Here is a 13400-nt window from a genome sequence, read left to right on the forward strand (position 1 = left end):
CGCGACGCCCAGCGCAGCCAGGCGTGCGAACCATTTCCTCATAAGTGCCTCACCTTCAGGCGGGGGTTTCCTGTGTAGCAAAAGGCACACCATACGGAGACCGCGTGTCAACGAGTGGCGGAAAATTGTTTCAGTCTCGTTTCTTTCGGCGGTGTAAATTTTCAGTCGGCTTGGCAGTAGCTTGAGCTGGTGTCCCGCCCGCTGCCCCGCCTCCTGACCGCCTTGTCCATCGCCGCGATCGTGGCGTGCGGGCTCATCGTACGGGCAGTCTGGGACGGTCCGGCGCCCAAGTTCGCCGGCGACGCGCTCTACACGGCGGCGATCTACGGAGTGGTGCTGCTCGTGCGGCCGGCCGCGCGGCCCTGGGCCGCGGCGGCGGTGTCGGGCGGGCTGAGCTGGGCGATCGAGTTGGCCCAGCTCGGAGGCATCCCCGAGGTCCTGTGGCCACTGCTGGGCAGCACCTTCCACCCGCCAGACCTGCTCTGGTACGCCGTGGGCGCGGCGGCCTGCCTGATCGCCCACACGCTGTGGCTCAGGCGCGCGCCCTACTGAGGCTCATCCGACGAGCGACTGCGTGCCGAGGACGGCGAGCAGCCGGAGGCGTTCGGCGTCGGCCGTGCCTGGCTCGGCCGTGTAGACCATGACGCGCAGGTCGTCGCCCACCACGCTGAGCACGTCGCAGTCGAGCGTGATCGCCCCGGCCTGCGGATGGTCGACGATCTTGCGGGAGGCCCGCAGCGACTCGACCACGCCCGCGTCCCAGAGCTCGGCGAAGCGCTCACTGTCGGCGCGCAGCCGTGCGATCAGCCGGCGCAACTGCTGGTCACGCGGATAGCGGCCGGCGGTCGCGCGCAGGTCGGCGACCAGCGCCGCCTCGAACGCGCTCCGCTCCTCCGGCGTGTACCGGACCCGGCCGCCGGATCCGACCAGGTTGCGCCACACCCCGTTGCGTTCGATGCCGTGCCATTCGGACGGATCGCCCATGAGTGCCGCGTAGAGCGGGTTGGCCATGAGCAGCGTCCAGGCCGCGTCGAAGACCCCGACCGCGGCGCCGTCCAGCCGGTCCACCAGCCGCTGGACGCTCGGGGTGACGTAGGCGGGCACCGTCTCGGGACCGGGGACCGCGAGGCCGGCCACCCGGAACAGGTAGATCCGCTCCTCCGCCGACAACCGCAGCGCACGTGCCAGCGCCTCCACGATCTGCGGCGACGGGTTGTCCGCCCGGCCCTGTTCGAGGCGGGTGACGTAGTCGACGGAGATGCCGGCCAGCAGCGCCAGCTCCTCGCGGCGCAGGCCGGCCGCGCGCCGCCGGCCACCGGCGGGCAGCCCCACCGTCGCGGGCGAGACGCGGTCGCGCCAGCGCCGCACCGCCTGTCCGAACTCGCTCGCCGCCATGCCCTCAGTCAACACCCTTCCCGCGCGTTCATCCTGGTACTGGCAGTCCCCGGAAAGCGGGACGCCTGGCTGTCCGCCCTCGTCGCGGGCAGCGTGGACGGCATGACGACGACACTCATCACCGGAGCGAACAAGGGTCTCGGCTTCGAGACCGCCCGCCGGCTCATCGCCGCGGGCCACACCGTCTACGTGGGCAGCCGCGACGCCGGGCGCGGGCGCGAGGCGGCCGCCCGGCTGGGCGCGAAGCCGCTGCTCATCGACGTGACCGACGACGCCTCCGTCGCCGCCGCCGCGAAGGCCGTCGAGGCCGACGGCGGGCTGGACGTGCTGATCAACAACGCCGGCGTCGAAGGACGGCGGGAGGACAACAGCGTGATCGGCGCGGCGGACCTGACCGCCGCCGACATGCGCACGATCTTCGAGACGAACACCTTCGGCGTGGTCCGCGTGACGCACGCCTTCCTGCCGCTGCTGCGCCGCTCCGCGGCCCCTGTCGTGGTGAACGTGAGCAGCGGCCTGGCCTCGCTGGCAGGCATCACGGCCGAGGGGACGCCGACGTACGCGTATCCGGGGCTCGCCTACCCGGCCTCCAAGGCGGCGGTGAACGTGCTGACCGTGCAGTACGCGAAGGCGTTCCCCGAGATGCGGATCAACGCGGTCGAGCCCGGCTACACCGCCACGGACCTGAACGGCCGCACGGGCACGCAGACCGTGGAGGAGGGGGCGGAGATCATCGTCAGGATGGCGCAGGTGGGCCCCGACGGCCCGACCGGCGGCTTCTTCACCCAGGCCGGCCCTCTCCCGTGGTGACGCGGACGGCCGGCCCGCACCCGCGCGGACCGGCCGGTAGGCGACAAGCCCCTAGTGGCAGCCGCCCGAGCCGCAGCACGACCCACCCGCCTGAGGCAGCAACTCGACCGTGCCGCCCAGCTCGTAACCCGCCTCCTCCACGGCCGCGCCGATGAGCGTGGCGTCGACCGGAGCCGCGCTCGTCACCTTGACGGACCCTGATCCCAGATCCACCTCGACGCCGCTGACCCCGGCGACCTTGCCCACCTCTTGGGTCACAGCGCTCACACAGTGACCACAGGTCATGCCCTCTACCTGGTATGTCGTGACAGTCATGAGCGCGACTATATACCCCCCAGGGGTAGAGACGCATACATCCCCCCGCCTCGGTTAGGGGGATGGCGAGTCCCGGTTCAAGGGAGAAAGACGCGATTCACGGGAGAACGGACATGCTGGACGGCAAGACCATCGCGTTCCTGGTCGCCCCCGAGGGAGTCGAGCAGGTCGAGCTCACCGAACCCTGGAAGGCGGTCAAGCAGGCGGGCGGCACCCCCCGGCTCGTCTCCACCGCCCCCGGCCAGATCCAGGGGTTCAACCACCTGGACAAGGCCGACACCTTCGCCGTGGACGACACGGTGGACGACGTGGACGCGGCCTCCTTCGACGGCCTCGTCCTGCCGGGAGGCGTGGCGAACCCCGATTTCCTGCGCATGAACGACAACGCCGTGCGCTTCGCCCGCGCCTTCTTCGACGCGGGCAAGCCCGTGGCCGCCATCTGCCACGCGCCGTGGACGCTGGTCGAGGCGGACGTCGTACGCGGCCGGACGATCACGTCCTGGCCCAGTCTGCGGACCGACCTGCGCAACGCCGGGGCGACCTGGGTGGACAAGGAGGTCGTGGTCTGCACGGACGGGCCGAACATGCTGGTGAGCAGCCGCAAGCCGGACGACCTCAAGGCGTTCTGCCAGGCCGTCACCGACGTCTTCGGCCAGTGATGTGAGCGCGCGGGCCGGGCCTCGGGGCCGGCCCGGCCCATGACCTGAGCCCGACCCGCAACCGCGCCCGGCCTGCGGGCGGGCCTGACGAGATCGAAAAGCCGCTGTAACGGCTTGTTCCCTGGGCAGAAATGGTCTAGAGGTAGACCAAAAGGAGCGTCCCGCCCCCCAGGGAGACCTCAATGACCACGGAAGAGGATTCCAGGCGACTCGCCGAGCTCGGTTACAAGCAGGAGCTCGCCCGCACCTGGAGCGGTTTCTCCAACTTCGCCATCTCCTTCTCGATCATCTCCATCCTCGCCGGCTGCTTCACGACCTTCGGCCAAGCCTGGAACTACGGCGGCCCCATCGCCATCTCGTGGGGCTGGCCGATCATCTCGCTGTTCATCCTGATCATCGGTTTCTGCATGTCGGAGCTGGTGTCGGCGTACCCGACGGCGGGCGGCATCTACTGGTGGGCCGCCAAGCTGGGCAAGCCGATCCACGGCTGGTTCACCGGCTGGCTCAACCTGATCGGCCTCATCGCCGTCACCGCGTCGGTCGACTACGGCTGTGCGACCTTCCTCAACATCACCCTCAACCGGCTGACCGGCGGCGCCTGGGAGGGTACGCTGCCGCAGGCGTTCCTGCTGTTCGTGATCGTCCTGGCGCTGCACGCGCTGATCAACATCTTCAGCCACCGGCTGATCTCGCTGCTGCAGAACGTCTCGGTCTGGTGGCACGTGGTCGGCGCCGCGATCGTGGTGGCCATTCTGATCTTCGCCCCGTCCGACCACCAGTCGGCGTCCTTCGTCTTCTTCGGCACCAACGACAATTCCGGCTTCGGCGACGGCTCGGACGGGCTGCCCTTCTGGCTGTACGTGCTGCCGCTCGGCTTCCTGCTCACCCAGTACACGATCACCGGCTTCGACGCCTGCGCCCACGTGTCGGAGGAGACCCAGGGCGCGGCCACCAGCGCGGCCCGAGGACTGTGGCAGTCGATCTTCTACTCGGCGATCGGCGGCTGGATCCTGCTGCTGTCGTTCCTGTTCGCCGCCACGAACGTGGACCAGCTGAACAAGGACGGCGGGTTCGTCGGGTCCATCTTCGAGAGCGCGCTGTCGTCCCCGCTCGCCACGGCGATCTTCGCCATCTCCACGATCGGCCAGTTCTTCTGCGGCATGAGCTGCGTGACCTCGATGTCGCGCATGACGTACGCGTTCTCGCGCGACGGCGCGGTGCCCGGCTGGCGGCTGTGGTCGCGGGTGGACCGCAACCGCACCCCGGTCAACGCGATCATCGCCGGCTGCCTCGCCGCCGCCCTGATCACGCTGCCCGCGCTCTACGCCCCTCCCGGGCTGACCACGCCGGTCGCGTTCTACGCCGTCGTCTCGATCGCGGTCATCGGCCTCTACCTGGCCTTCCTCATCCCGATCTGGCTGCGGCTGCGCATGGGAGAGGCGTTCAAACCGGGGCCGTGGACGCTGGGGCGGAAGTACAAGGCGCTGTGCTGGATCGCCTGCGTCGAGATCGTCATCGTGTCGATCTACTTCATCATGCCGTTCTCACCCGCGGGCGTGCCGGGCAGCGCCGACTTCACCTGGACGTCGGTCAACTACGCGCCGATCGCGGTGGGAGTGGTGCTGATCGGGATCGCGCTGTGGTGGGCGCTGTCGGCCCGCCACTGGTTCACGGGTCCGCGCCGCACGGTCGACGACCAGGAAATGCCCGTCTCCTGAAAAAGGGGTACGGCGCGACCCCCTGGCCGCGCCGTACCTCTCAGGACCTACTTCGTGCCGGGAGCGGCCCAGGAGAGCCGGTCCGTCGGCCACGCAGGCCGCTGGGAGCGCTGCTTGAGCAGGCTCTCCTCAGGCGTGCCCACGGCGCAGCTCGTGCCGTGCGGCGGCACCTTCAGCGAGATCAGGTACTCGTCGAAGATGTCCGTCTGGCACTTGTCCTTGCCGTAGATGCGGTGACCCCAGCCCTCGTACGTGAGCAGCACCGCCTTGGACCCGAGCTGGCGGGCCGCGTTGGCCGACCAGATCCACGGGGTGGCCGGGTCGTGCAGCGAGTTCCCGAGCAGCAGCGGGGCGTCGCCGGTGTACTTGAGCGCGTGCGGCGGGTTGGTGGTCGGGTAGTTCATGCAGATCGGCAGGTCGTCGATCGGGTACGGGTGGTACCGCGTGTCCGGCGCGAGGGCGTTCGACACGCGCATGAGCGCGGCGTACTCCGTGTAGTTGCGCACCCGGAGGTTGTAGTCCTGGCAGAGGATCGTGGTCGGCAGCTCCGCCACGTCCCCCTCCACGGGCCCGCGGCCGGGCAGCGGGGGCGCCCACTCCGGCTCGGCGCCGCCGTTCAGCCAGTTGATCACCTGGCTCAGCGTCTGCCAGTCGGGGCCCTCGTTGCCCAGCGCGGCGTTGTAGATGAGCTGCAGCTCGGTCATCTTCGTGCCGGTGCTCGGGTAGACGAGCTCGCCGCGCTGCGCCTTCTCCCGCAGCGACTTCCAGATCGCGCGGACGTCCTGGCCGTGCAGCACACAACTGGTGTCCTGCTCGCACCAGCCGACGAACTGGTCGAAGGCGTCCTCGACGGCGAGCGCCTCGGTGGACAGGAAGCCCGCGACGCCGAGGCTGTGGTCCATGTTGCTGTCCAGCCCGAGTGCCCGCACGCGGCCGGGGAACAGCTCGGCGTACATCTGGCCGATCAGGGTGCCGTACGAGATGCCGTAGTAGGTGAGCTTCTCCTCACCGAGGGCGGCGCGCAGGGCGTCCAGGTCACGGGCGACGTCGGTGGAGTCGACGTGGTCGTACAGCGGTCCGGTACGGGCACGGCAGTCGGCGTGCAGCTGCTTGGTGAAGGTGTTCCAGGCGTCGAAGTCGGCCTGGCTCTTCATGACGGTGTGCGGCATCTGGTTGTAGACGGACGCCGAGCAGATCACCGGATGGCTGCGCCCGACACCCCGCGGGTCGAAGCCGACGATGTCGAAGCGGCGCTGCAGCTCCTCGGTGTAGGAACCGGGAGCGTCGTAGACGGCCTCCACGCCGGAGCCGCCCGGCCCGCCCGGGTTGATCACGAGCGAGCCGATCCTGGCGGCCGGGTCGGTGGCCTTGCGCCGCGCGACCGCGATGTCGACCTTCGCTCCGGCGGGCTTCGACCAGTCGATCGGCACGCTCAGCGTGCCGCACTCGGCCTCGGGCACCTCTTCACACGGCGCCCAGGCGATGGTGTCAGCGGTGGTGCGGGTCGTCCCGGTGTCCGCGTGCGCGGCCGAGACGGGTAAAACCGTCGCCAGCGCCAGGAAGGCGGCGGCGACCAGAGAAAATCTGCTTCGCACGATGCTCCTATCATCAGTCGATCCCCCCGTCGGGGCGTGCGACCGAAGCGGATCATCGCGCATTCACGGCCTTGGCCATGCGGAAACTAACAGATTTCCTCCGAAAGGATGACGACACCGGTCAGGCGCCGCCATCCCCGAGAACCGACCGCGGAGCGCTCGCGTCAGGACGCCTCGAAGGCCCCCGCCACGGTCGCGCGCACGTCGTCCATGGCAGTGTCGCCCAGCTCCCGCTTGAGCGAGGTCATGTCCACGTCCGGCATGCCGCACGCGACCGCCCAGTCCCACGGCGTCAGATCGCCGTCGACGTTGAGCGCGAACCCGTGGCTGGTGACGCCCCGGCTCTGCCGCATCCCGATGGACACGATCTTGCGCCCGGTCTCGGCCGTCCAGACCCCGGTCAGCAGCTCGGACCCCGGCGGCGTGTCCCGGCGCTCGGCGGGCAGTCCCAGCTTGCCCAGCGCCTCGACCAGCCGCAGCTCCACCTCGCGCACGTAGTCGACGATGCCCTCGTCCGCGCCCAGCTTGACGATCAGGTAGCCGACGAGCTGGCCGGGACCGTGATAGGTGAGCTGGCCGCCGCGCCCGGTCTCCATGACGGGGATGCCGCGGGAGGGGTCGGGCAGGTGGGCGGTCGGGGTGCGGCGCCCGATCGTGTAGACGGACGGATGGCTGAGCAGCCAGAGCGTGTCAGGACGCTCGTCCCGTTGGCGCTGCCCGACGAGGTCGGTCATGCGCTCCATCGCCTTGTCGTAGTCGACCAGCTCATCCTGGATGAGCGTCAGCGGCCTTGCCCTCATGGTTCGAGGATATGCCGGGCCTTCGACGACGACGCACGCGGGCGGGCGAGGACGCCTTCGTCCCCGCCCTCCCTCACGTTCAGGCGGCCCGGTAGCCCTTCGGCTCTTCCGGGACCAGGATCCACATGGCGACGTAGACCACCCACAGCGGTCCCGGGATGAGCGACAGCAGCAGCCAGAGGATCCGGACGAGGGTAGGGGGCAGGCCCATCTTGTCGGCCAGACCGCCGCAGACGCCGGCCAGGATCCTGTGCTCTCGTGAGCGGTACATGCTGTTCCTCCGTGTGGTGTCGAACCTACTGGGAGAACGGACGAGCGGGCCGTCAGACTCCCGTCAGGAACCCTGAGAAAACCCTGTAAGGGTCAGCCAATCATGTGCCATGCCCAGATGTCGGCTGGTCAGTCCCCGTTCCGGATCCACGTGAACAAGCAGGAAGTCGGTCAGACCCTGACGCACCCTGAGATACTCCTCGTCCTCCGCCCACACCTGGTCGTCGAACCAGACGAACGGCCGCCGCCCCGCGTACGCCGCCACGTGCGGCGTCTTGAACATCTCCCCCTGCTCACAGGGCACGTCGGGGCTCAAGGAGATGACCGGCAGGGAGGGCAGGCCGATCCGGGGAGCGATCCAGTCGTTGGCGTGGTGCTCCCAGGTGGTGGCCCAGACGAGCTCGGAGCCGGTGGTCAGGGCCAGGTCGAGCAGGCGGCGGCCGTGGCGGGGGTTGAGGTGCACGGTGTAGACGTCGCCGCCGACCGTGCACCGGTAACGCCGGAAGTCGGGGGTCGGCCCTCCCATCGGGTTGAGCACGCCGTCCACGTCGAGCAGGAGCAGCGGCTTCACCGGACGGCCCGGTGTTCCTGCGGGGTGATGCCGCGGACGCGTTTGAAGGCCGCGCTGAGCGCGAACGGGCTGCCGTACCCGACCTTCCTGGCCACGGAGCCGATCGTGGCGTCGGGCTCGCGCAGCAGGTCGGCGGCCAGGGCGAGGCGCCAGTCGGTGAGGAAGGCCATCGGCGGCTCGCCGACCAGCTCGGTGAAGCGCCTGGCCAGCGAGGCCCTGGACACGCCCACCTCGGTGGCCAGCGCGGCCACGGTCCACGGGTGGGCGGGGTTGTTGTGCAGCAGGCGCATGGCCTTGCCGACGACGGGGTCGCTCATCGCGCGGTACCAGGCGGGGGCCTCGTTCGTGGCGAAGTGGGCCCGCAGCACCGCGATGAGCAGCAGGTCGAGCAGCCGGTCGAGGACCGCCTCCTGGCCCGGCTCGTCCTTGACGATCTCCGCGCCGAGCAGCGAGATCAGCGGGCCGCCCGGCTGCACGATGAGCTGGGGCAGCGCCTCCAGCAGCCGCCGGGTGACCTCGCCCTCCATGGTGTAGGTGCCGGTCAGCAGCACGGTGGGGCCCTCCGGGTCGTTGCCCCACGTCCGTACGCCGAGGTCCATGCTCTCGTAGAGCGACTCGCCGTCGAGGGTGGTGCAGCGCTGGCCCGGGTCGATGATGATCTGCGGCTTGGTGCCGGGTTCGTCCGTCATCATGTACGGCTCCGGCCCCCGCGCGATGGCCACCTGCCCCGCCTCCAGGTGAACGGGGTCGCCGCCGTCGAACGTGATCCACGAATCGCCGCGGACCTGCGCCACCAGCGACAGCGGCGCCTCGTCCTGGATGCGCAGCCCCCAGGGCGGGGCCAGGATCGTCCGGAGCAGGAAGGCGCCGCGCGCTCTCGGGCCGTCCAGGAGCGCCGCGAGCTGGTCCATGGGGTAGACGATCGCATATGGGATTGCGCTTCTCAACCATGGAGAGTCTTATCGGTATCGGGACTTACTAGAGGCATGACGATTCTCGTTCTCGGCGGCACCGGGAAGACCGGCCGCCGCATCGCCGACCGGCTCAGCGCGCGTGGCCTGCCCGTACGGATCGGGTCGCGCTCCGCTTCCCCCGCCTTCGACTGGCAGGACCGCTCGACCTGGCGCGACGCACTCGACGGCGTGACGGCCGTCTACCTGTCCTACTATCCCGACCTGGCCTTTCCCGGTGCGTACGACGACGTCAAGGCGTTCACGGAGCTGGCCGTGAGCTCGGGCGCGCGGCGGCTGGTGCTGCTGTCCGGCCGGGGCGAGCCGGAGGCGCAGGCCAGCGAGCGGACGGTGCGGGAGTCGGGCGCGGAGTGGACGGTGCTGCGCTGCTCCTGGTTCATGCAGAACTTCAGCGAGGACTTCCTGCTCGGCTCGGTCCTCGACGGCGTCATCGCGCTGCCCGCCGCCGACGTGCCCGAGCCGTTCGTGGACGTGGAGGACATCGTGGACGTCGCGGTGGCGGCGTTCACCGAGGAGGGGCACGCGGGCAAGCTGTACGAGCTGACCGGCCCGCGGCTGCTGACGTTCGCCGACGTGGCGGCCGAGCTCTCCCGGGCCACCGGCAGGACGATCGTGTTCCTCCGGGTCACGCCCGAGGAGTACGTGACCTCGGCCGTCGAGCACGGCGTGACCCTCGACGAGGCGCACGGCCTGACCCACCTGTTCACCGACATCCTGGACGGCCGCAACGCCACCGTCACCGACGGCGTGCGGCAGGCCCTCGGCCGCCCGGCCAGGGACTTCACCGACTTCGCGCGCGCCTCCGCGCAGGTCTGGAAGCCTCAGGCTCGCTGAGCGTCAGGGTCGCACCACCGCCGCCGGGTCCCAGCCGGGCCTGGGCACGGAGTCCAGCAGCAGCCGCGTGTACGGGTGCTCCGGCTCGGCCAGCACCCGCTCCACCGGCCCCCGCTCGACCACGACCCCCCGGTGCAGCACCAGCGTCTCCTCGCACAGGTGCCGCACCACGGCCAGGTCGTGGCTGACGAACAGCAGCGCGACCCCCGACTCCCTGCGTACGCCGGCCAGCAGTTCCAGGATCTGCGCCTGGATCGACACGTCGAGCGCGGCCACCGCCTCGTCCAGCACCAGCACCGACGGCTCCACCGCCAGCGCCCTGGCGATGGCCAGGCGCTGCCGCTGGCCGCCGCTGAGCCGGTGCGGCCGCGCCCCGGCCTCCCTGGCGCCGAGCCCCACCTGTTCCAGCAGCTCGGCGGCGCGCGCCCGGGGTCCGCCGTGCAGCCTGAGCGCCGTGTGCAGGCACTCCTCGGCCGTCAGCCGGGGGTCGAGCGAGAGGTACGGGTCCTGGAAGACCATCTGGATCTCCCCGGCCCGGCGCAGCCTGGCGGCCCGGCCGCGCTCCCTCGTGCCCCGCTCCCGCCCGGCCACGGCGATCGTGCCCGAGTCGGGGGCGACCAGGCCGACGAGCATGCGGGCGATCGTGGTCTTGCCCGACCCCGACTCGCCCACCAGCCCGAGCGAGCCGCCCGCGGCCAGGTCGAACGTGACGTCGTCTGCCGCCACCGTGGCGCCGAAGGACTTGCGCAGTGCGCGTACGGACAGCATCAGGCCTCCACCAGACGGCAGGCGGCGGTGCCGCCGGAGACGGCCACGGGCCGCGGCGGCTCTTCCTCGCAGGCGGCCGTGACCTCGGGGCAGCGGGGCGCGAACGGGCAGCCCGTGAAGGCGTCGTCCAGCGAGGGCGGCCGGCCGGGGATGGGCCGGATCGGCCGCGGGTCGCCCAGCTCGGGCGTGCAGGCCAGCAGGCCGGCGGTGTAGGGGTGGCGGGGGTCGGCGAACAGCTCCTTGGCCGGCCGCGACTCCACCACCGTGCCCGCGTAAAGCACGTGGACGCGGTCGCAGAAGGCGGCGGCCAGGTGCAGGTCATGGGTGATGAACAACATGCCGAGCTCCCGTTCCGCCTGCACCCGGCGCAGCAGCGCGAGCGTCTCGGCCTGCGTGGTGACGTCGAGCGCGCTCGTCGCCTCGTCGGCCAGCAGCAGCGCCGGGTCGGCGGCCAGCGCGGCGGCGATCACCACCCGCTGGAGCATCCCGCCGGACAGCTCGTGCGGATACTGCCGCAGCCGCGCCTCGGGGTCGCGCATCCCCACCGCGTCCAGCAGTTCCAGCGCCCGCGTCCGCGCCTCGGCCTTGGGCCGGCCCAGGGTGCGGACCATGCGCTCGGTCAGGAAGTCGCCGATCCTGCGCACCGGGTTGAGCGACGAGCGCGGATCCTGGTAGACCATCGACACCTTCGAGGCGCGCAGGTCGCGCAAGGCGCCCTGGCCCATCGTCAGCACGTCCTCGCCCTCGACCGCGACCCGCCCCGAGACGTGGGCGCCGGCGGGGAGCAGGCGCAGCACCGAGCGGGCGATCGTGGACTTGCCCGAGCCGGACTCGCCGACCAGTCCCACGATCTCGCCTTTGCCGACCGACAGCGACACCTCGCGCAGGATCGGCCGCCGCCCGCCCGCCTCGATCGTCAGCCCTTCCACGGACAGCAGCATCACGTCCCCCTCACGCCCATGCGGTCGGCCAGGCGCACGCCGATCACGTTGAACGACACGACCACCAGGGCGATGGCCGCGCCCGGCACCAGCACCGGCAGGAACGCCCCCTGCACGATGGCCGGCTGCCCCTCCTTGACCATGAGCCCCCAGTCGGAGGACGGCGGCTGCGCGCCGAACCCGAGGAAGCTCAGCGTGGCCAGGCTCATGAGCCCCTCGCCGAACAGCACGACCAGGTAGCCGACGAGCGAGCGGGCCATGTTGGGCACCAGGTGCCGCACGCAGATGGCGAACCCGCCCATGCCCTGCACCCGGTAGGCGTCGATGTACGGTTTGCCGCACTCGCCCAGCGCCACGCTGCGGGTGTACTTGGCGATCGTCGGCGTGTACGCCAGCCCCAGCGCCACCACGGCCGTGGTCATCCCGTTGCCGAACACGGCCACGATCAGCACCACGAACAGCAGCCCTGGGAAGGCGTACATGACGTCGGTCAGCCGGGACACGACGGCGTCCACCCAGCCCCGGTGCCAGGCGGCCAGCGTGCCGAGCGCGACGCCCAGCGCCGAGGCGATGGCCAGCAGGATCAGCGGGCCGATCAGCGAGGTACGGGCGCCGTAGAGAACCCTGGTGAGCAGGTCGCGGCCGGACTGGTCGGCGCCGAGCGGGTGGCCCGGCGACATGGGCGCGAGCGTGGCGGCGAAGTCGACCGCCTCAGGCGCGTAGGGGGCGACCAGCGGCGCCAGCACCGCCGCCGCGACGACGAGGCCGAGGAACGCCGTGGCCAGCAACTGGCCGAGCGGCCGGGCGGGCTTCGGGGAGAGTGTGGCGACCAGTGTGGTCATGCCCGGCTCCTCACTCTGGGGTCGATCAGGGGATGCAGCAGCTCGACCGCGGTGGTCACGGCGATGTACGCGGCCACCATGAGCAGCAGCACCGCCTGCGTGACGGGGAAGTCGTGCGTGTTGATCGCGTTCACCAGCAGCGAGCCGATCCCGTTGAGCCCGAAGGCGGTCTCCACCGTCACCGTCCCGGCCAGCATCCCGGCCGTGACCAGCCCGCACATCGTCACGATCGGCCCCAGCGCGCCGCGGAAGACGTGCCGCACGACGATCAGCCGCTCGGACAGCCCGCCGGCGCGGGCCACGCTCACGTGGTCGAGCTCGCGCTGCTCGATCATGGACTGCCTGGTCACCCGGCTGATGATGGCCAGCGCGCCGAGCGCGAGCGTGACAGCCGGCAGCGTCAGGTGCCACAGCGAGCCGCCGCCCATGACGGGGAACCAGCCGAGTTGCACGCCGAACAGCGAGATCAGCACCGTCGCGGTGACGAACGCCGGCACGGAGGTGGCGAACGTCGTGCCCGCCACCACCGCCGAGTCGGTCCGCCCGCCGCGCACCGCGGCCAGCACCCCCAGCGCGATCCCGAACACCACGAACAGCACCGAGGCGTAGGCGACCAGCCCGAGCGTGCTCGGCAGCCGGGCCGCCATCAGGTCGGACACCTGGTCGTGGTACTGCGTGGAGCGCCCGAGGTCGCCGGTCACCGCGTCGCCGAGCCAGCGGCCGTACTGCACCAGGAACGGATCGTCCAGGTGGTACTGGGCCCGGATCGCGGCCAGGTATTCGGGCGTCAGGTTCTCCTTGCCGCCCGCCAGGAACGTGACCGGGTCGCCGGGCGCCGCGTACGACGCCGCGAAGATCACGAACGAGGTGGCGAGCAGCGTGGCGGCCAGCCCGGCCAGCTTGCGGACCAC

The 13400-nt window shown here is 70.9% G+C and carries 16 protein-coding genes; 5 read left to right on the forward strand and 11 right to left on the reverse strand.

Features of this window, described 5'->3' with window-relative positions:
* Positions 1-189: 189 nt before the first annotated feature.
* The gene (locus OIE67_RS43605; protein ID WP_326631565.1) at positions 190-552 is read left to right on the forward strand and encodes a DUF2809 domain-containing protein; all 363 of its coding nucleotides are present in this window, start codon (positions 190-192) and stop codon (positions 550-552) included.
* 3 nt (positions 553-555) lie between these two features.
* Here OIE67_RS43605 and OIE67_RS43610 read toward each other — a convergent pair whose 3' ends face one another.
* The gene (locus OIE67_RS43610; RefSeq protein ID WP_106243869.1) at positions 556-1395 is read right to left on the reverse strand and encodes a helix-turn-helix domain-containing protein; all 840 of its coding nucleotides are present in this window, start codon (positions 1393-1395) and stop codon (positions 556-558) included.
* A 102-nt stretch (positions 1396-1497) separates the two neighbouring features.
* On the opposite strand from OIE67_RS43610, the gene OIE67_RS43615 reads away from it, so the two are divergent.
* Positions 1498-2205: an SDR family NAD(P)-dependent oxidoreductase gene (locus OIE67_RS43615; RefSeq protein ID WP_326631567.1), complete on the forward strand. Its 708-nt coding sequence runs from the start codon at positions 1498-1500 to the stop codon at positions 2203-2205.
* A gap of 51 nt (positions 2206-2256) precedes the next feature.
* On the opposite strand, the gene OIE67_RS43620 is transcribed toward OIE67_RS43615, so the two are convergent.
* The gene (locus OIE67_RS43620) at positions 2257-2520 is read right to left on the reverse strand and encodes a heavy-metal-associated domain-containing protein (RefSeq protein WP_106244357.1); all 264 of its coding nucleotides are present in this window, start codon (positions 2518-2520) and stop codon (positions 2257-2259) included.
* A gap of 113 nt (positions 2521-2633) precedes the next feature.
* Here OIE67_RS43620 and OIE67_RS43625 point away from each other — a divergent pair, with 113 nt between their 5' ends.
* Both OIE67_RS43625 and OIE67_RS43630 read left to right on the forward strand, forming a co-directional pair.
* The gene (locus OIE67_RS43625; protein WP_106243867.1) at positions 2634-3179 is read left to right on the forward strand and encodes a type 1 glutamine amidotransferase domain-containing protein; all 546 of its coding nucleotides are present in this window, start codon (positions 2634-2636) and stop codon (positions 3177-3179) included.
* Positions 3180-3361: 182 nt separating this feature from the next.
* Positions 3362-4897: an amino acid permease gene (locus OIE67_RS43630; RefSeq protein ID WP_326631571.1), complete on the forward strand. Its 1536-nt coding sequence runs from the start codon at positions 3362-3364 to the stop codon at positions 4895-4897.
* A gap of 47 nt (positions 4898-4944) precedes the next feature.
* On the opposite strand, the gene OIE67_RS43635 is transcribed toward OIE67_RS43630, so the two are convergent.
* The 5 genes from OIE67_RS43635 to OIE67_RS43655 all read right to left on the reverse strand — a co-directional run bounded on the left by OIE67_RS43635 (position 4945) and on the right by OIE67_RS43655 (position 9044).
* Positions 4945-6357 (reverse strand): alpha/beta fold hydrolase, encoded by a 1413-nt coding sequence (locus tag OIE67_RS43635; RefSeq protein ID WP_326631574.1) that lies wholly within the window; start codon positions 6355-6357, stop codon positions 4945-4947.
* Between the two features lie 299 nt (positions 6358-6656).
* Complete coding sequence (gene lipB / locus OIE67_RS43640; RefSeq protein WP_106243859.1) at positions 6657-7292, reverse strand: lipoyl(octanoyl) transferase LipB; 636 nt, start codon at positions 7290-7292, stop codon at positions 6657-6659.
* Between the two features lie 79 nt (positions 7293-7371).
* Positions 7372-7563, reverse strand: a complete 192-nt coding sequence (locus OIE67_RS43645) for a PspC domain-containing protein (protein WP_106243857.1) — start codon at positions 7561-7563, stop codon at positions 7372-7374.
* A 63-nt stretch (positions 7564-7626) separates the two neighbouring features.
* The gene (locus OIE67_RS43650; RefSeq protein WP_326631580.1) at positions 7627-8133 is read right to left on the reverse strand and encodes an HAD domain-containing protein; all 507 of its coding nucleotides are present in this window, start codon (positions 8131-8133) and stop codon (positions 7627-7629) included.
* Positions 8130-9044, reverse strand: a complete 915-nt coding sequence (locus tag OIE67_RS43655) for an AraC family transcriptional regulator (RefSeq protein ID WP_326631582.1) — start codon at positions 9042-9044, stop codon at positions 8130-8132. The genes OIE67_RS43650 and OIE67_RS43655 overlap by 4 nt, the downstream gene beginning before the upstream one ends.
* Positions 9045-9119: 75 nt before the next feature.
* Here OIE67_RS43655 and OIE67_RS43660 point away from each other — a divergent pair, with 75 nt between their 5' ends.
* On the forward strand, positions 9120-9938 hold the full coding sequence (locus OIE67_RS43660; RefSeq protein WP_326631584.1) for an NmrA family NAD(P)-binding protein: 819 nt from the start codon (positions 9120-9122) through the stop codon (positions 9936-9938).
* 3 nt (positions 9939-9941) lie between these two features.
* Here OIE67_RS43660 and OIE67_RS43665 read toward each other — a convergent pair whose 3' ends face one another.
* The 4 genes from OIE67_RS43665 to OIE67_RS43680 are packed head-to-tail and all read right to left on the reverse strand — an operon-like array spanning position 9942 to position 13400.
* Positions 9942-10706, reverse strand: a complete 765-nt coding sequence (locus tag OIE67_RS43665) for an ABC transporter ATP-binding protein (protein WP_326631585.1) — start codon at positions 10704-10706, stop codon at positions 9942-9944.
* Positions 10706-11647, reverse strand: a complete 942-nt coding sequence (locus tag OIE67_RS43670) for an ABC transporter ATP-binding protein (protein WP_326631587.1) — start codon at positions 11645-11647, stop codon at positions 10706-10708. Before OIE67_RS43670 ends, OIE67_RS43665 begins: the two co-directional genes overlap by 1 nt.
* Positions 11647-12489: an ABC transporter permease gene (locus OIE67_RS43675; protein ID WP_106243846.1), complete on the reverse strand. Its 843-nt coding sequence runs from the start codon at positions 12487-12489 to the stop codon at positions 11647-11649. The genes OIE67_RS43670 and OIE67_RS43675 overlap by 1 nt, the downstream gene beginning before the upstream one ends.
* The gene (locus tag OIE67_RS43680) at positions 12486-13400 is read right to left on the reverse strand and encodes an ABC transporter permease (RefSeq protein ID WP_326631589.1); all 915 of its coding nucleotides are present in this window, start codon (positions 13398-13400) and stop codon (positions 12486-12488) included. Before OIE67_RS43680 ends, OIE67_RS43675 begins: the two co-directional genes overlap by 4 nt.

It is taken from the genome of Nonomuraea fuscirosea, from assembly GCF_035917475.1.
In the GTDB taxonomy this organism is placed as follows: Bacteria; Actinomycetota; Actinomycetes; order Streptosporangiales; family Streptosporangiaceae; genus Nonomuraea; species Nonomuraea fuscirosea.